This is a genomic window from Taibaiella chishuiensis (assembly GCF_003014535.1).
Taxonomy (GTDB): Bacteria; Bacteroidota; Bacteroidia; order Chitinophagales; family Chitinophagaceae; genus Taibaiella; species Taibaiella chishuiensis.
Window position 1 is genome coordinate 1,156,459 of sequence record NZ_PYGD01000001.1, and the last position, 17,010, is coordinate 1,173,468.

The following is a 17,010-nucleotide window of genomic DNA, read 5'->3' on the forward strand; positions in this document are numbered from 1 at the left end:
GGAGCAGATGATAACAAAGGGTTCCGGGCATATACCCGGAACCCTTTGTTATTGGGACGTTTCAATTGGAAAGAAAAACGACTAATCTGTTTGCCGTTGAAGCTGCGTTGGTGTGTATTAGTGTGTTGTACGGCAAGGATATATACCAGGAACAACCGTATTTTTTTATCGGGTGAAATAAGCTACCGGGGCTGTAAAGGATACTGGCCGATTACTTATTTTGAGCTGCGGGACGGTCGTTTGAAAAATTTATTCAAAAAAATATAATTTATTTTTGGAATTATTTGGGTAATAACACTACCTTTGCCGCCCAATAGCAAGTGTAAAAGGGAAATTTTAAAAATAATTTTGTTATTTTGAAATATACCTCTACCTTTGCAGTCCCAAAAATTTTAACAAGGAAGTTTTTTGATATGTCACAGCGTATTCGCATTAAGCTAAAGTCTTACGACCACAATTTAGTAGATAAATCTGCAGAAAAAATCGTTAAGACTGTTCGTAATACAGGCGCCGTAGTAACTGGTCCTATTCCACTGCCTACGGATAAGAAAATATTTACCGTGCTGCGTTCTCCGCACGTAAATAAAAAAGCACGTGAGCAGTTCCAGTTGTGCACGCACAAGCGCCTTTTGGATATTTACACTTCATCTTCACGTACGGTGGATGCATTGTCTAAATTAGACCTCCCCAGCGGTGTAGAAGTAGAAATCAAAGCGTAACAGTTGCCTGTTTTCTGAACAGAAAGATTATTACAAGAGTGAAAGCGAAAGCGCAAATTGTTCTTTAAAAGAAATAAAATTAGTAGCTAATCCCGCTACCGTGAATAAATCCCCAGTGGTTCACAGGTAATTCGGGCGCTTGGCCAGGGAGCAGGCATCAGTTCTGACTTTCCATTAGCCCATAAATTAAAAATAATTATGTGGACGAGATAAGGATATAAACTTATACTATCGACTCTGCAATAAATAAAAAAACAATGAAAGGTATTATTGGCAAAAAAATCGGCATGACTAGCGTGTTCGAATCTAATGGAAAGCAGGTGTCCTGCACCATTATCGAGGCCGGACCTTGCGTAGTAACGCAAAAGAAAACAGTCGAAACCGACGGGTACGAAGCCTTACAAATAGCTTATGGTGAGCGTAAAGAAAAAAATACGCCGAAAGCACTGCTTAACCACTTCGCCAAAGCTAATACAGACCCCAAATCTGTTGTAAAAGAAATCCGTAATAGTTCCATTGATAAACAAGTTGGTGAAAGCATTACCTGCGACATCTTCGCCGAAGGCGAAAAGGTGAGCGTAATTGGTACGTCCAAAGGTAAAGGTTTTCAGGGTGTAGTTAAGCGTCACGGCTTCGGCGGTGTGGGCGAGGCTTCACATGGTCAGCACGACCGTCAGCGCGCTCCGGGTTCTATCGGTGGCTCATCTTATCCTTCCCGTGTATTTAAAGGTATGCGTATGGCTGGCCGTATGGGTGGCGATCGCGTTAAGGTGAAAGCGTTGAAAGTAATGAAAGTTTTCCCTGAACAAAATTATATTTTAGTAAGCGGTTCAGTTCCTGGTCATAACGGTGCTATCGTTCTTATTCAAAATAATTAATTAGCCGGTTCTCTTATTAGCTAATTATCCAAAATAACAAAAAATGCAAATCGAAGTATTAAATAGCAAAGGCGAAAAAACAGGACGTAGCGTTGAGTTACCGGAAGATATCTTCAACATTGAGCCTAACGATCACGTTATTTACCTTTCCGTAAAGCAATACCTTGCCGCACAACGTTTAGGTACACACAAAACCAAAACCCGTGCTGAGGTTAAGGGTTCTTCCCGCAAGCTGCACCGCCAGAAAGGTACCGGTGGTTCCCGTAAAGGTAACATCCGTAACCCTTTGTATAAAGGTGGTGGTACCGTTAACGGTCCTTTACCGCACCGTTACGATTTCAAGCTGAACCGTAAAGTAAAAGATCTGGCTAAAATGTCTGCCCTGACTTACAAAGCACGCGAAAGCAAGATCGTTGTGGTGGAAGATCTGAAACTCGAAAAGCCCAATACCAAAACGTTCCTGGGTGTATTGAATGGTCTGAATGTAGCCGGTAAAAAAGTACTGATGATCAACTCCGATTACGATCAGAACCTTTACCTGAGCAGCCGCAACGTACCTCGCGTAAAAAGCAGCGTACTGAGCGACATCAATACTTATGATATCGTAAACGCCAACACCCTGCTGTTTACCGAAAGCGCAGCTAAGATTTTTACCGAAGAACCGGTAGAAGTAGCGGGATAAGATCAGGACGCGTTATGCGCGGCTCAAAATACTAAAAACACGGATCGGCTTACAAGCTGGTTATAAATTTAATAACAATGAGACTTTCAGAAGTATTGCTTCGCCCCAAGGTAACTGAAAAGGTAAACGGTCAGATGGAAAAACAAAACCGTTACACTTTTGTGGTGGACAAGCGTTCTAACAAATTAGAAATCAAAGCAGCGGTTGAAGAGTTCTATAACGTTAAGGTTGCGCAAGTAAACACTATCGTTGTACCTGCCAAGAGCAAGAGTCGTTTTACAAAAGCCGGTTTCATCTCCGGTCGTAAACCTTCCTTCAAAAAAGCAGTAGTAACTCTGGTTGAAGGAGAAACAATCGATTTGTTTGCGTTTTAATGGATCGGCAATAACATCCGATCTCTGATCATAAAAATTATAAAATTCAGTCGGTTCTTATCAGAAAACCTGGCTGTCAAATAAACAAAAGATGCCTTTACGTAAATATAAACCGACCACAGCTGGTACTCGTTGGAGAGTAGGTAACGCATTTGCCGAAATTACTACTGACAAGCCTGAAAAAAGCCTGTTAGCTTCTAAGAAAAGCACTGCTGGTCGTAATAGCCAGGGACGTATGGTAATGCGCTACATGGGTGGCGGTCATAAAAAACATTATCGTATCATCGATTTCAAACGTGACAAGAAAGAAGTTCCTGCCACTGTTAAAACAATCGAATACGATCCGAACCGTACCGCGTTTATCGCCCTGCTGTCTTATGCTGATGGTGAAAAACGTTATATCATCGCTCCCCAGGGTCTGGAAGTTGGCGCTACCGTAGTAAGCGGCGACAACGTTGCTCCTGAAGTTGGTAACGCGCTGTTGCTGAAAAACATGCCACTTGGTACTGTAATTCACAACATCGAGCTGCAGCCTGGTAAAGGTGGCGCTATGGCCCGCTCTGCAGGTACTTATGCCCAGCTGAACGCGAAAGAAGATAAATATGTAGTACTGAAAATGCCATCTGGCGAACTGCGTAAAGTACTGGCTACCTGCATCGCAACTGTAGGTATCGTATCCAACAGCGACCACGCCCTGCAGTCTATGGGTAAAGCCGGCCGTAACCGTTGGAGGGGTATCCGCCCCCGTACCCGTGGCGTAGCGATGAACCCTGTAGATCACCCGATGGGTGGTGGTGAAGGTAAATCTTCAGGTGGTCACCCACGCAGCCGTACCGGTAAATACGCTAAAGGTGAGAAAACCCGCAGCCTGACTAAAGACTCTAACCGCCTGATCATTCAGCGTCGCGATGGTAAGAAGTTGTCCGGTAAAGCTAAAAAATAATTCATAACCCCCCGGGGTATATAATAACACGATAAAATGGATAGTGAGGCTCCGGCCTCATTATCAAATCATCAAAACACCAAATAACAATGGGTCGTTCAATTAAAAAGGGTCCTTATATAGACCACAATCTGGAAGAGAAAGTATTAAAAATGAATGAGGCGGGCGGAAAGAAATCTGTCGTGAAGACCTGGAGCCGCCGTTCTACGATCAGCCCTGATTTCGTAGGTCATACATTTGCAGTGCACAATGGCAACAAATTTATCCCTGTGTACGTAACAGAGTACATGGTAGGTCATAAATTAGGTGAGTTCGCTCCTACCCGTAACTTCCGTGGTCACGGTGGTAGCAAGAAATAATCATAAATAGTCTCCCTTCCTCCTGTAACAGGAGCAGGCAATAATAAAATAATTAACTAACCTTAAATATAAAGTCCCCCCGGGGATTAAGGTATATGGAAGCAACAGCTCGTTTACGCAATTATCCTACATCACCACGCAAAATGCGTTTGTTAGCCGATTTGATTCGCGGCCTGGATGTAGAAAAAGCATTGAATATTTTAAAATTCAGTACTAAGCATACATCAGTTCCGATGGAAAAATTGTTGCTGAGTGCGATTGATAACTGGAAACAAAAGAACCAGGGTGAAGATGTAGCGACAGCTAACCTTTACGTTAAAATCATATTTGTAGATGGTGGTCGTATGCTGAAACGCATGTTGCCTGCACCGCAGGGTCGCGCTTACCGTGTACGCAAACGCAGCAATCATATTACAATCATTGTAGATAGCCGCGCTAAGTAATTAATAAAAAAATTCAAAATCCATAATTAAAGTAAAATGGGTCAAAAAGCAAATCCGATAGGTAACCGTTTAGGAATTATCCGTGGTTGGGATTCTATGTGGTTCAGCAATCCAAAAGATTTCGGAGCGAAAGTGGTAGAAGATCACAAAATCCGTACATATCTGAATGCACGTATCAACAAAGGCGGCGTAGCCCGTATTGTTATCGAGCGTACACTTGGAAAGTTAATCATCACGATCCACACTTCTAAACCGGGTATCATCATTGGTAAAGGCGGCCAGGAAGTTGACAGGATTAAGGAAGAATTGAAGAAACTGACCGGTAACAACGATGTTCAGATCAACATTATGGAGATCCGTCGTCCTGAGCTGGATGCTCAGATCGTAGGTGAGTCTATCGCCCGCCAGATCGAAGGCCGTGTAAGCTACAAACGCGCTATTAAAATGGCTATCGCCACTGCAATGCGTATGGGTGCTGAAGGTATCAAGATCAAAGCCGGTGGCCGTTTAGGTGGTGCCGAGATCGCCCGTAGCGAAGAAATCAAACAAGGCCGTACGCCATTACATACCTTCCGTATGGATATCGACTATGCTTCTGTATACGCGATGACTGTTTACGGTAAGATCGGTCTGAAAGTATGGATCTGTAAAGGTGAAGTACTGGGCGAGCGTGAACTGAACCCGAACATCAGCAGCGGAGCAACCGACCGTCGCGGAGCTGGCAACGCCGGTGAAGAGCGTCGTGATCGTGGCGAACGCCGCGGAGGTGGTGGTGATCGTCGTGGCGGTGGTGATCGTCGTGGTGGCGGTGGCAACCGTGGTGGTGCCAAAAGGGACTAATTTTCGTATTAGGTAGCCTGTATTAAGAAGTAGGTGCATAACCGCTGGCTTGATACGCTTACAGAATACACTATACATAATACTTAATACAAGTATCTGATACTTAAAAATATCAACAATGTTACAACCAAAGAGAGTAAAACATCGTAAGCAGCATAAAGGACGTATCAGGGGTAATGCAGAGCGTGGATCTACCATTGCATTCGGTTCGTTCGGTCTTAAATCCATGGAACCCATCTGGATTACCAACCGCCAGATTGAGGCAGCCCGCCAGGCCCTCACCCGTCACATGAAACGTGAAGGTAACGTCTGGATCCGTATCTTCCCTGATAAGCCAATTACAGCAAAACCTGCCGAGGTGCGTATGGGTAAAGGTAAAGGTAGCCTGGAATACTGGGCAGCTGTAGTGAAGCCGGGTCGTATCCTTTTCGAATGCGATGGTGTACCCGAGCAGATTGCACGTGAAGCCTTCGAACTGGCAGCGCAGAAATTGCCGATCAAAACCAAATTCATAGTTCGCCCTGATTATGCAGGTGCATAAGGGAGTAAATTATAAAATTGAGCAATGAGGAAATCTTATCGCTCGCAATAAAATCTCAATAAAATGGCAAAGTCAACAAAAGCGGACGTTCAGGATTATCGCTCATTCAGCGATGAAGCGCTTAGCGACAAAATAGGTGAAGAAACACTGCGCTTAAAAAAGCTTAAGTTCAGCCATGCTGTTAACCCGATCGAAAACCCGATGGTTATCCGTAGCATCCGCCGTCAAATTGCACAGATGAAAACTGAGCAACACAAAAGACAATTAGCATCTTAATAAAATATTTCAATCTCTTTCATAATGTCTGTAGTAGAAAGAAAAGCAAGGAAAACCCGTATAGGGCTTGTAACCAGCGATAAAATGGATAAAACCATTACAGTAGCTGTTGAACGTAAAGTTAAACACCCTTTTTACGGTAAGTTCCTTAAGAAAACTACCAAATTCCATGCTCATGACGAGACCAACCAGTGCGGTATCGGCGATACAGTACGTATCATGGAAACACGCCCGCTGAGCAAGTCTAAGCGTTGGCGCCTGGTAGAAATAATTGAAAAAGCGAAATAAGTTTCTTTCAGTTTTTGACATTTAATTTTGGATTACCGCTTTTAAGAGCAGGTAACAATAAATAAACTTAGCCAACAGCTAAACATAATTTAAAATGATACAGCAGGAATCAAGACTCAATGTGGCTGATAACAGCGGTGCTAAAGAAGTACTTTGTATTCGCGTATTGGGCAACAGCGGTCAGCAATATGCAGCCATTGGCGATCAGATCGTAGTTACTATCAAAGACTCTATTCCCGCCGGTGGCGTGAAAAAAGGTACTGTAAGTAAAGCGGTTATCGTTCGCACCAAAAATAAATTACGTCGTAAAGATGGTTCTTATATCAGCTTCGATGACAACGCAGTAGTATTACTGAATAACTCTGGCGATCCGCGCGGTACCCGTATTTTCGGACCAGTAGCCCGTGAGTTGCGTGACAAAGGATACATGAAAATTGTTTCTTTGGCTCCAGAAGTATTATAATTAATATATTTTCGTACCTTTGCCGCCCGTTTAATTCAAAGCGGCTCAAGATCAATAGAAATGAGTACTAGATTCAAACCTAAATTCAACATCAAAAAGGGCGACCAGGTTGTGGTAATTTCCGGTAACGATAAGAACCGCACTACCCCTCGCCAGGTGTTGGCTGTATATCCGCTCAAGTCGCGTATACTGGTTGAGGGCGTTAATATTGCTACCAAGCACTTAAAGCCTAATGCTAAAAATCCTCAGGGCGGCATCGTAAAAGAGGAAGCTACAATTCACATTTCCAATGTGCAGTTGTGGGACGCTAAAGCGAAAGCTCCTTCCCGTGTTCGTCTCGAACGCAAAGAAGGCAAAGCTATTCGTATTTCTAAAAAAACAGGTCAAGAAATTAAATAATGAGCACTGTAAATTACGCTCCCCGTCTTCAGAGCAAATATAAAGACGAAGTAGTGCCTGCCTTGATGAAAAAATTCGGGTATTCCACCGTAATGCAGGCTCCCAAATTAGTAAAGATCTGCCTGAACCAGGGTGTTAAAGGTTCAGTATCTGACAAGAAACTGGTGGATGACGCCGTGAAAGAGATGACGATGATCGCCGGTCAGAAAGCAGTACCTACCATGTCTAAAAAAGACATCTCTAACTTTAAACTGCGTAAAAACATGCCTATCGGCGCTCGCGTAACTTTACGCGGTGCTAACATGTTCGAGTTCCTGGACCGTCTGGTTTCCATCTCCCTGCCTCGTGTACGCGATTTCAAAGGTATCAACGAGAAGGCTTTTGACGGCTACGGTAACTATACCTTCGGTGTTACAGAGCAGATCATCTATCCCGAGATAGATATCGACAAAGTAAACCGTATCAGCGGTATGGATATCACTTTCGTAACTACAGCTAACACTAACGAAGAAGCTTACGAGTTACTGAAAGAACTGGGTATGCCGTTCAAAAACATCAAAAAAGATAATAACTAAGAAAGGAATAGGGAATCTGGAGCCGTAACGCCTCAGGTTCTTTGTCCGTTCTACGAACAATAACAATATGTCTAGAAATTCAATCCTTGCACGCCAGCGCAAACGCGAGAAAATGGTGGCTAAATTTGCAGAGAAACGCGCAGCCCTGAAAGCTGCCGGTGATTACGAAGCATTGGATAAACTGCCGAAGAACGCTTCTCCGGTACGTTTGAAAAACCGTTGCCAGATCACAGGCCGTCCTAAAGGTTATATGCGCCAGTTTGCTCTTGGCCGTGTTATGTTCCGCGATATGGCCCTGGAAGGTAAATTACCCGGCGTTAAGAAAGCCTCCTGGTAATTGCCCGGACGTTGTTCAGAACGATTTTTAATCTGGTGCCTGTTCTGCGCAACACATTGAAACATTAGATGAAAAGACCATCGACACCAGCTCTGGTAACTATCATCAATTATCAAACATTAAAATCAAAAATTAAAAATGGTAACAGATCCTATTGCAGATTATCTTACCCGTCTGCGTAACGCACAGATGGCCCGTCACCGTATCGTTGAAATTCCGGCATCTAACCTGAAGAAACGTATCACTGAAATCCTGTATGACAAAGGCTATATCCTGAAGTATAAATTCGAAGACGATAGCAAACAAGGGGTAATCAAAATAGCACTGAAATACAACGCAGAAACCAAAGAGCCTGCTATCCGTTCCCTGGAGCGTGTAAGCCGTCCCGGCCTGCGTCAATACGCTAAGCCTGCCGAGATCAGCCGCGTTAAAAATGGCCTGGGTATCGCAATCGTATCTACTTCTAAAGGCGTTATGACTGATAAAGAAGCCCGTGCCAACAACGTTGGTGGCGAAGTTCTTTGCCAGATCTGGTAATATATTTCAAATAGCTAACCTGTGCTGTTGTACGGGTTAGCTATTTGCTTAAAACCAGGGTTTCCGACAATCTAAGTTCTCCTATACGGAGCTGAACACAGAAGTCCCGGAAGTTCAAAAGAGTACCGGTGGTACTTTTCAATTTTAATCTTTTTAAATACCAATTTAGCAATGTCACGTATAGGCAAAAAAATTATTACGCTTGCAGACAAAGTTACCCTTACCGTAAGCGCCGACAACGTAGTTACCGTTAAAGGCCCTAAAGGTGAACTGAAACAAGCGCTCGACCGCGATATCAAAGTTGAAGTCGAAGGTACTACCGTTACCGTTAACCGTCCTACCGACCAGATCCGTCACCGCGCACTGCACGGTTTATACCGTTCCCTGGTAGCCAACATGGTGGAAGGCGTTACCAACGGTTACACTAAAACCCTGGAACTTGTGGGTGTGGGTTATCGTGCTGCCGTTACCGGTCAGCAACTGGATATGTCCCTGGGTTATTCTCACAACATCATCATCGACCTGCCTGTAGAAGTAAAAGCTACTGCTACCATGGAAAAAGGTCAACCTCCTCGTATTTTCCTGGAATCTATCGACAAACAACTGATCGGCCAGGTAGCAGCGAAAATCAGGAGCCTGCGTAAACCTGAACCATACAAAGGAAAAGGTGTTCGCTTTGCCGGTGAAATCGTTCGCCGTAAAGCTGGTAAAACTGCAGGTAAATAATCTAAATAGAACAACATCCGGAATTCAGAAATGGGAATTGTTTAAGAGTATATTATCTTCTTTAATTCTCATTTCTGATTTCTTATACATAGTTATTAGCAACCTTCGGAAGCCTTCTTATCATCCCGGCCGGGTGGGGGCGCAATAAGTCAAAAAAGGGACTTGCAACCACTGCCCACTGTCGCCATAAGTAGAGCCCGTACAAATACAGTAAACATGTCAAAAACAGCAAAAACAGTAGTACGCCGCCAGAAGTTACGTTGGCGTATTCGTAAAAATGTAAACGGTTCAGCGCAGAAACCACGTCTGTCCGTATTCCGTAGCAACAAAGACATCTATGCTCAGCTGATCGATGATGCAAAAGGTCTGACCCTCGCTTCTGCCAACTCCCGTATGAAAGATATCGCCGCTTTAGGTGGTACTAAATCCGAGCAGGCTGCAAACGTAGGTAAAGCATTGGCTCAGAAAGCGGTTGCGCTTGGCCTCGAAACCTGCATATTCGACCGTGGTGGTTACCTGTATCATGGCCGTGTTAAATCACTGGCTGATGGCGCACGTGAAGGTGGATTGAAATTCTAATCCCCGGCTGACATAAACATAATTTAAAAATAGTCTTTGTACTAAGTACTCTGTACACAATACTAAAAGCAAAATGAATCAATCAAATAACCGGGTTAAATCCGGAGACTTAGAATTAACAGATAAAGTAGTTGCCATCAACCGCGTGGTAAAAACTACTAAAGGTGGCCGTGCGTTCAGCTTTTCTGCTCTTGTAGTGGTGGGTAACGGTAACGGTATCGTAGGCCAGGGTTTAGGTAAAGCAAAAGAGGTAAAAGAGGCGATTGCCAAAGGTATCGACGATGCTAAGAAAAACCTGATCCGCGTACCGGTAATGAACGGTACCGTACCTCACGATCAGTTCACTAAATCCGGCGCTGCTAAAGTATTGATCAAGCCTGCAGCACACGGTACCGGCGTACTGGCTGGTGGCAGCATGCGTGCTGTACTGGAAGCTGCCGGTTATACCGACATCCTGGCTAAATCTTTAGGTTCTGCTAACCCGCACAACGTGGTTAAAGCTACGGTTAAAGCCCTGGGCGAAATGCGTGAGCCGATCCAGGTTGCCAAAGAGCGTAACGTAGGTCTGAAAAAAGTATTTAACGGTTAATATTGGTTACTTGTCCGGCCCGGCCGGGAGTTTTCATCCAATACGAACATTTAATCCATATAAGTCATGTCAAAATTAAAAGTAACTCAGGTAAAAAGCGGTATCGATCGTCCGGAGCGTCAGAAACGTACGCTGCAGGCTTTGGGTCTGCGTAAGCTCAACTCTTCTGTTGAGGTAGTACCTACCCCTCAGATCCAGGGTATGATCACGAAAGTGCTGCACCTGGTAAAAGTTGAAGAAGTAAAAGGTTAATCAGCCCTTTGCTCCCCCAAATTTTATTTTATTAATCGCGAGCGGGAATGCTACCCGCGTAAGTTCAAAAACAATAAGCTATGCAATTGCACAATTTAAAACCTGCAGCAGGTTCTACACACCACACTAAACGTGTTGGTCGTGGTGAAGGTAGTGGTTACGGTGTTACAGCCGGTAAGGGTAACAAAGGCCAGCAGAGCCGTACCGGTTACCAGAGCAAAAAAGGTCACGAAGGTGGTCAGATGCCTATCCAGCGTCGTATGCCTAAACGTGGTTTCAAAAACATGAACCGTGTTGAGTACAAAGTGTTCAACCTGGGTCAGGTAGCTGAACTGGTTGCCAAATACGAACTGAAAGAGTTCTCCCTGGAAACTTTGTACATCAATGGCCTGATTAACCGTACCGATCTGGTTAAGATCTTAAGTGCAGGAGAAATGCAGGCAAACGTTACCTTTAAAGTGAATGCTGTAAGCGAGAAAGCGAAAGCTGCGATCGAAGCTGCGGGTGGTACTGTGGAACTGGTTTAATATCAATACTTAGTAACATTTTCTGCGGTATATTATACAGCACATAAATCATAAGTCAAAGGCGCATTTTTCCAAGCGAATGTTATTATTTAATAACTTCATGCATTTAGCAAATATTATCTTTGCTAAACATTTGGTAAAATGCGCCTTTTGTCGTTTATTCGCACTCCTATTTAAATATTTCAGTTCCTGTGAAGAAACTTATTGAGACCCTAAAGAATATCTGGAGCATCGAAGAGCTCCGTAAGCGTATTCTGTTTACGCTCGGCCTGATTCTTGTTTATCGTGTCGGATGTTACATTGTACTCCCCGGGATCAACCCGCACATCCTGAGCCAATCTCAATCCCAGGACGGGCTTTTGGGTTTGATCAATATGTTTGCCGGTGGCGCGTTCAGTAACGCGTCTATTTTCGCATTGGGTGTAATGCCCTATATCTCTGCTTCCATCTTCATGCAGCTGGCGGGTATCGTTATCCCCCAGTTTGCCAAAATGCAGAAGGAAGAAAGCGGTCGTAATAAAATGAACCAGTATACCCGTCTCCTGACGATCCTGGTAACGATATTCCAGGCAAGCGCTTATATCGCTTACCTGCGTACACAAACCAACGGCGCCATCGTTACCGACGGCATGCTGTTCTATGTGTCTACCATTGTAGTACTTACTGCCGGTACCCTGTTTGTAATGTACCTTGGTGAAAAAATAACGGATAAAGGCATCGGTAACGGTGTATCCATGATCATCATGGTGGGCATCCTTGCCCGTTTACCCCACTCGCTTGTGCAGGAATTTACCGAAAAGCAACAGACCGATAAACTGCTTTTCTTCCTGGTAGAGCTGGCTTTCTTCGTAGCCGTAGTGGTAGGCCTGGTACTCCTTACGCAAGGTGTACGCCGCATCCCGCTGAATTATGCCCGTCGTATCGTAGGTACCAACGCCGCTAAAGAAATCGGTGGCGCGCGTAACTTCATCCCCCTGAAAGTGAACTCTGCCGGTGTAATGCCGATCATCTTCGCCCAGGCCCTGATGTTTATCCCTGCGATGGTTGCCGGTTTCGCTACTTCAGAAGACGGTCCCAATACCTTTATTAAATCACTTTCCGATCATACCTCGCTCTGGTATAACCTGATCTATGCCGTATTGGTTATCGCCTTTACGTACTTCTATACCGCATTGATCTTTAACCCGACCGAAATGGCGGAAAACCTGAAACGTAACAACAGCTTTATCCCTGGTATCAAACCGGGTCAGCCTACGGCCGACTATATCGGTGCGATCATGGACAGGATCACTCTTCCCGGCGCCATCTTCCTGGCAGTAGCAGGTATCCTGCCTGGTATCGCTGCCCTGTGTGGTGTAACCAGCGGTTTTGCCAGCTTCTTCGGCGGTACTTCCATGCTGATCGGTGTAGGTGTAATCCTCGATACCCTGCAGCAGGTAGAAAGCCACCTGTTGATGCGCCACTACGATGGCCTGATGAAAACCGGAAGGATTTCCGGCCGTCAGCCCGCTACGGTTTAAGTATCTGATAAATGATTAATAATTTTAAAACGCCTCGTTATCGAGGCGTTTTTTACTTTATATTTGTGGCATGCTGAGCAAATTTTTCGAACACCTGGGCAGTTATTTCCTGATGCTTAAAGGCATGTTTACCCGCCCGGAAAATGGCAAGGTCTACTGGAAGGAATTTATGAATCAATGTATCGATATCGGGTTTCGCTCCCTGCCTATCGTGATCATTATCGCCGTGTTCCTGGGTGCCGTAATGACGGTACAGACCGCCTATCAGCTGATCTCCCCCATTATCCCCAAATACATCATGGCCCAGGTGGTGCGCGATTCCGTAATCCTGGAGCTGGCGCCTACCATTATCTGTATCGTACTGGCCGGCGTAGTCGGCTCTAAGATCGCATCCGAACTGGGCAATATGCGCGTAAGCGAACAGATCGATGCGCTTGAGATCATGGGCATCAATACCAAATCTTACCTGGTAATGCCGAAGATTTTTTCGGCGCTGATTATGATACCCTGTCTCATTATAATCGCCATTACGCTGAGTATAACGGGCGGCTTTCTTACCGGTATCCTTACGGGCATCATGTCTAAAGAGCAGTATACCTACGGCCTGGTCGAAGGCTTTAAAGCCTTCGGTATCCTGGTGGCCATGGTCAAGGCTTTTACCTTTGCCTTCATTATCGCATCTATCCCCGCCTACTACGGCTACAATGTAAAAGGCGGCGCACTCGAGATAGGCAGGGCCTCTACCACGGCTGTGGTGGTTACCTGTATCATGATCCTGTTTGCCGATTACGTGATTACTATGCTGATGCTGTAGGCCGGATACTTCTTTTTCAACACGATGGACAACTATTGTTTCACTTCCACACGACTGGGCTTCCGTAACTGGCTCCCGGGCGATATTACGGCTATGGCCGCGATTAATGCCAACCCGGAGGTAATGCGGTATTTCCCGGCTACCCAGGACCGCGAGCAGACGGCAGCCTTTATCGATCGCATGCAAAAGCTGTATGCGGCCCGAGGGTTTTGCTATTTTGCCGTAGAAACGCTTGCGGAAAAAGAATGGATCGGTTTTATCGGTCTGGCCTGGCAGGAATATGACGCCCCGTTTACGCCTTGCGTCGATATGGGCTGGCGGTTAAAGCCCGAAGCCTGGGGTAAGGGTTATGCTACCGAAGGCGCCAAGCGCTGCCTGCACTTTGCCTTTAACGACCTGGGCCTGCAGCAGGTAATTGCCACGGCTCCCCTCGTGAACCGGAAATCGATAAGGGTAATGGAACAAATAGGTATGAAACCCCTGCTGCAGTTTAAGCATCCTGCGCTCCTGGCGCACCCGGAGCTGGAGTTATGCGTGGCGTATAGTATCGGTCCCGCTTAAAAAGGATCTACATCGGCAATGATCTGCAAGGCTGCATTGCCCCGCTGTTGCATCACTGCATTGATCGCGACCGATATCCCTTCTTTTCCCTGTTGCAAAGGCGCTGCTTCGCGCGGTAGCTTCAGCCAGATCTCCTGGAGGTAAAAATTCCGTACCCGGGGCACCAGTGCGGCCGCCGGTCCCTGGATAAAAATACCCGGTATCTTTTGTAATTCTTCGGCCAGGGCCTCTGCGCCCTGTGCCGCTTTCTGCATATCGCGGTGCCGGCAGGTAAGCCGTACCATGCGGGTAAAGGGCGGGTAGCCAAATTGCTGGCGCATACCGATCTCGGCCTGGTAAAAGCCGCGGAAGTCATGCTCCTTTACCCATTGTAATACCGGGTGCCTGAGGTTGAAGGTTTGGATAATAACATGGCCCTTGCCATCGAGCCTGCCTGCCCGGCCGCTTACCTGCTCCATCAGCTGGAAGCCCCGTTCATTAACCCGGAAGTCAGGATAACTCAGCAGGCTGTCGGCGCTCAGGATACCCACCAGGCCTACCTGTTCGAAGTCCAAGCCTTTTACCACCATTTGTGTGCCCACCAGTATATCGACCCGGCCCCGGGTAAAGTCTTCGATCAGCTGGCTTTGTTTGTTCTTGCCGCGCATACTGTCCCAGTCCATACGTGCGGTACGGGCCTTGGGAAAAATCCGCTGCAGCTCTTCTTCGATCCTTTCGGTGCCGAAACTACGGGTGGTGATCTGGGTATTGCCGCATTGCAGGCAATGTTTAATGGGCGCCGATTTAGTGCCGCAATAGTGACAGTGCAGCTTATCGGTTTGTTTATGATAGGTAAGCGATACGTCGCAGTTTTTGCAAAGGGGTATCCAGCCGCAGGCGCCGCAGATCAGGAAGGGAGCATAGCCTCGTTTGTTCTGGAACAGGATTACCTGTTTACCCTCGGCCAGGGTACGGGCAATAGCGTCGAGCAGGTTGGTGGTCATCAGGCCGGAAAGCGCCACCTGCGTATTCTTTGCCGATACCGGTTCTATTTCGGGTAGCGATACGCCACGGTACCGTTCTTTCAGTGGTACATATTCGTATTTCTTCTGCTGCGCATTAAAGGTACTTTCTACCGAGGGGGTAGCGGAGCCCAGCAATACACGGGCCTTGTGCAGCGATGCCAGGTAAATGGCGGCATCGCGGGCATGAAACCGGGGCGCCGGTTCGTACTGTTTGTACGATGTGTCGTGTTCCTCATCAACGATAATACAATCCAACTCCTGGTAGGGTAGCCAGAGGGCAGAACGCGGGCCCAGCACCACTTTGTACTTGCCGTCCTTTACTTTATTCCAGATCTCCACCCGCTCGTTATTGCTGAACCGGCTATGGTATACACCCAGCTCGTCGCCGAAGTAGGCTTTTAACCGGGACACTACCTGGGTGGTTAATGCGATCTCGGGTAACAGGAACAGGGCTTGTTTGCCCGCTGCGATCGCTTCCCGGATCAGCTGGATATAAATAAGGGTTTTGCCACTGCCGGTAATGCCATGGAGCAGTACCACCTTGTTGTCGGCCCAGCCCTTACGGATGGCGGTAAAGGCCTGTTGCTGCGCATCGTTAAGGGTAAATGCCGCATCGCCATTGCTTTCGCCGGAGGGTAAGCGGTCGGTGGCTATATTTTCGAAACGGAACAAGCCCTTTTCTGCAAGGGCATTGAGTTGGGCGGCCGAGGCTTTCGCTTTTTTCAGGAGTGCAGCCACGGGAATACCGGCCTGTTGCTGTTTAAGCTGGAAGAAGGTAAGGAGCAGGGATAATTGTTTGGGCGCCTTTTCCAGTGCGGCAAAAGCTTCCTGCAGCTTTTGCTCCGCTTCGTAGGCCGCTTCCAGGAAGACGTAACGTTCGGTACGGGCTTTGTATTTTTCTTCCAGTAACTCGGTAACGATGGCCAGCTCGATCTCGAGCAGTTCGTTAATGGCTTTGGAGGTATTGCGGCCATCGAGCAGTTGCCTGATCTCGCCAATGGTCAGCTGTTTGCGGATGTGCAGGGCCTCGGCCACGATAAAGGCATTATCGCTGAGCCCGGTAGGGGGCTGCTCATACATATCGTTCCAGATCAGCAGGCTTTCGCTCATCAGCTTCAGGTGTGCGGGCAATGCGGCATGCATTACTTCGCCCAGGCTGCAAAGGTAGTAGCGGGCTATCCATTGCCAGAACTGCAGCTGCAGCGGAAATACCACCGGCGCCTCGTCGACCAGGTTGCGTATGGGCTTTACTGTATAGTGTTCGGGTTTGAAATTGTGTACCTGCAGTACCAGGCCGGAGTAGATCTTGTTACGCCCCAGGCCTACCTCCACGCGCATACCGGGCTGTACCAGTCCCTGCAATTCGACAGGAACGCCATAGGTAAGCGTAAGGGGCAGGTTGAGCGGGAGAATGATATCGGCGAACTGCAAGCGAAAGGCGGGTTTAGCTGCGCAAGTTAAGCAATTTACCTTTTACAGGATAAGGGTAAGGGGCGCAAAGCGGTGAGCAAAGGCAATAGGGTTAAACGCAAAAAACCGGGTGCTTATCAATAAGCTCCCGGTTTGCTGGAAACAGCGAATGCCGCTCCCGGATTATTTTGTAGCCGCGAAGTAATCTTTCACTTTGTCTTTGTGAACGATAGCTTCTTTAAAAGAGTAAGCGCCGGTTTTAGGACTACGTACAGTTTTGATCACTTTAGTGTAGTTCTTAGCTTCCAGGTTAGCTTTAGGATCTTTCTTTATCGCGGTTTTTGCTGCTTTAGCCATGATAAATTATTTTATGA

At 46.5% G+C, this 17,010-nt stretch carries 26 protein-coding genes; 24 read left to right on the forward strand and 2 right to left on the reverse strand.

Annotated features, from left to right (window positions below; translation table 11 throughout):
- Positions 1-356 precede the first annotated feature (356 nt).
- From rpsJ to B0I18_RS04980, 24 genes are all read left to right on the forward strand, one after another.
- Entirely contained in the window at positions 357-719 is a 363-nt protein-coding gene (rpsJ, locus tag B0I18_RS04865) for a 30S ribosomal protein S10 (protein ID WP_425444924.1), read from the forward strand.
- 257 nt (positions 720-976) lie between these two features.
- A complete protein-coding gene (gene rplC, locus B0I18_RS04870; protein WP_106521508.1) occupies positions 977-1,597 on the forward strand; it encodes a 50S ribosomal protein L3 in 621 nt (206 codons plus the stop codon).
- 43 nt (positions 1,598-1,640) lie between these two features.
- Positions 1,641-2,279 (forward strand): 50S ribosomal protein L4, encoded by a 639-nt coding sequence (gene rplD, locus B0I18_RS04875; protein WP_106521509.1) that lies wholly within the window; start codon positions 1,641-1,643, stop codon positions 2,277-2,279.
- A 77-nt stretch (positions 2,280-2,356) separates the two neighbouring features.
- Positions 2,357-2,653, forward strand: coding sequence for a 50S ribosomal protein L23 (gene rplW / locus B0I18_RS04880; RefSeq protein ID WP_106521510.1), 297 nt, complete (start codon positions 2,357-2,359; stop codon positions 2,651-2,653).
- 91 nt (positions 2,654-2,744) lie between these two features.
- Positions 2,745-3,596, forward strand: coding sequence for a 50S ribosomal protein L2 (rplB, locus tag B0I18_RS04885; protein ID WP_106521511.1), 852 nt, complete (start codon positions 2,745-2,747; stop codon positions 3,594-3,596).
- Positions 3,597-3,685: 89 nt separating this feature from the next.
- Positions 3,686-3,955, forward strand: coding sequence for a 30S ribosomal protein S19 (rpsS, locus tag B0I18_RS04890; RefSeq protein WP_106521512.1), 270 nt, complete (start codon positions 3,686-3,688; stop codon positions 3,953-3,955).
- Between the two features lie 95 nt (positions 3,956-4,050).
- On the forward strand, positions 4,051-4,398 hold the full coding sequence (gene rplV, locus B0I18_RS04895) for a 50S ribosomal protein L22 (RefSeq protein ID WP_106521513.1): 348 nt from the start codon (positions 4,051-4,053) through the stop codon (positions 4,396-4,398).
- Positions 4,399-4,434: 36 nt separating this feature from the next.
- Entirely contained in the window at positions 4,435-5,238 is an 804-nt protein-coding gene (gene rpsC, locus B0I18_RS04900; protein WP_106521514.1) for a 30S ribosomal protein S3, read from the forward strand.
- 118 nt (positions 5,239-5,356) lie between these two features.
- Positions 5,357-5,779 (forward strand): 50S ribosomal protein L16, encoded by a 423-nt coding sequence (gene rplP / locus B0I18_RS04905; RefSeq protein WP_106521515.1) that lies wholly within the window; start codon positions 5,357-5,359, stop codon positions 5,777-5,779.
- 63 nt (positions 5,780-5,842) lie between these two features.
- Complete coding sequence (rpmC, locus tag B0I18_RS04910; protein ID WP_106521516.1) at positions 5,843-6,055, forward strand: 50S ribosomal protein L29; 213 nt, start codon at positions 5,843-5,845, stop codon at positions 6,053-6,055.
- A 24-nt stretch (positions 6,056-6,079) separates the two neighbouring features.
- A complete protein-coding gene (gene rpsQ / locus B0I18_RS04915) occupies positions 6,080-6,343 on the forward strand; it encodes a 30S ribosomal protein S17 (RefSeq protein ID WP_106521517.1) in 264 nt (87 codons plus the stop codon).
- A gap of 94 nt (positions 6,344-6,437) precedes the next feature.
- On the forward strand, positions 6,438-6,806 hold the full coding sequence (rplN, locus tag B0I18_RS04920) for a 50S ribosomal protein L14 (protein ID WP_106521518.1): 369 nt from the start codon (positions 6,438-6,440) through the stop codon (positions 6,804-6,806).
- A gap of 60 nt (positions 6,807-6,866) precedes the next feature.
- On the forward strand, positions 6,867-7,205 hold the full coding sequence (rplX, locus tag B0I18_RS04925) for a 50S ribosomal protein L24 (RefSeq protein WP_106521519.1): 339 nt from the start codon (positions 6,867-6,869) through the stop codon (positions 7,203-7,205).
- Positions 7,205-7,780: a 50S ribosomal protein L5 gene (gene rplE, locus B0I18_RS04930; RefSeq protein WP_106521520.1), complete on the forward strand. Its 576-nt coding sequence runs from the start codon at positions 7,205-7,207 to the stop codon at positions 7,778-7,780. Before rplX ends, rplE begins: the two co-directional genes overlap by 1 nt.
- Positions 7,781-7,847: 67 nt before the next feature.
- Entirely contained in the window at positions 7,848-8,117 is a 270-nt protein-coding gene (gene rpsN / locus B0I18_RS04935) for a 30S ribosomal protein S14 (RefSeq protein ID WP_106521521.1), read from the forward strand.
- Positions 8,118-8,255: 138 nt separating this feature from the next.
- The gene (gene rpsH / locus B0I18_RS04940; RefSeq protein WP_106521522.1) at positions 8,256-8,654 is read left to right on the forward strand and encodes a 30S ribosomal protein S8; all 399 of its coding nucleotides are present in this window, start codon (positions 8,256-8,258) and stop codon (positions 8,652-8,654) included.
- A 171-nt stretch (positions 8,655-8,825) separates the two neighbouring features.
- A complete protein-coding gene (rplF, locus tag B0I18_RS04945; protein WP_106521523.1) occupies positions 8,826-9,380 on the forward strand; it encodes a 50S ribosomal protein L6 in 555 nt (184 codons plus the stop codon).
- A gap of 216 nt (positions 9,381-9,596) precedes the next feature.
- Positions 9,597-9,959, forward strand: coding sequence for a 50S ribosomal protein L18 (gene rplR, locus B0I18_RS04950; protein ID WP_106521524.1), 363 nt, complete (start codon positions 9,597-9,599; stop codon positions 9,957-9,959).
- Positions 9,960-10,032: 73 nt separating this feature from the next.
- Positions 10,033-10,548, forward strand: a complete 516-nt coding sequence (rpsE, locus tag B0I18_RS04955) for a 30S ribosomal protein S5 (RefSeq protein ID WP_106521525.1) — start codon at positions 10,033-10,035, stop codon at positions 10,546-10,548.
- 66 nt (positions 10,549-10,614) lie between these two features.
- A complete protein-coding gene (gene rpmD, locus B0I18_RS04960; protein ID WP_106521526.1) occupies positions 10,615-10,800 on the forward strand; it encodes a 50S ribosomal protein L30 in 186 nt (61 codons plus the stop codon).
- An 80-nt stretch (positions 10,801-10,880) separates the two neighbouring features.
- Entirely contained in the window at positions 10,881-11,327 is a 447-nt protein-coding gene (gene rplO / locus B0I18_RS04965; RefSeq protein WP_106521527.1) for a 50S ribosomal protein L15, read from the forward strand.
- A 191-nt stretch (positions 11,328-11,518) separates the two neighbouring features.
- Entirely contained in the window at positions 11,519-12,847 is a 1,329-nt protein-coding gene (secY, locus tag B0I18_RS04970) for a preprotein translocase subunit SecY (RefSeq protein ID WP_106521528.1), read from the forward strand.
- Between the two features lie 70 nt (positions 12,848-12,917).
- On the forward strand, positions 12,918-13,661 hold the full coding sequence (locus B0I18_RS04975; protein ID WP_106521529.1) for an MlaE family ABC transporter permease: 744 nt from the start codon (positions 12,918-12,920) through the stop codon (positions 13,659-13,661).
- A gap of 24 nt (positions 13,662-13,685) precedes the next feature.
- The gene (locus B0I18_RS04980; RefSeq protein ID WP_106521530.1) at positions 13,686-14,222 is read left to right on the forward strand and encodes a GNAT family N-acetyltransferase; all 537 of its coding nucleotides are present in this window, start codon (positions 13,686-13,688) and stop codon (positions 14,220-14,222) included.
- On the opposite strand, the gene priA is transcribed toward B0I18_RS04980, so the two are convergent.
- Both priA and B0I18_RS04990 read right to left on the reverse strand, forming a co-directional pair.
- Positions 14,219-16,657: a replication restart helicase PriA gene (priA, locus tag B0I18_RS04985; RefSeq protein WP_245882049.1), complete on the reverse strand. Its 2,439-nt coding sequence runs from the start codon at positions 16,655-16,657 to the stop codon at positions 14,219-14,221. The two genes, B0I18_RS04980 and priA, sit on opposite strands and share 4 nt — an antisense overlap.
- 162 nt (positions 16,658-16,819) lie before the next feature.
- Positions 16,820-16,993, reverse strand: coding sequence for a DUF4295 domain-containing protein (locus B0I18_RS04990; protein ID WP_106521531.1), 174 nt, complete (start codon positions 16,991-16,993; stop codon positions 16,820-16,822).
- Between the last annotated feature and the right edge of the window lie 17 nt (positions 16,994-17,010).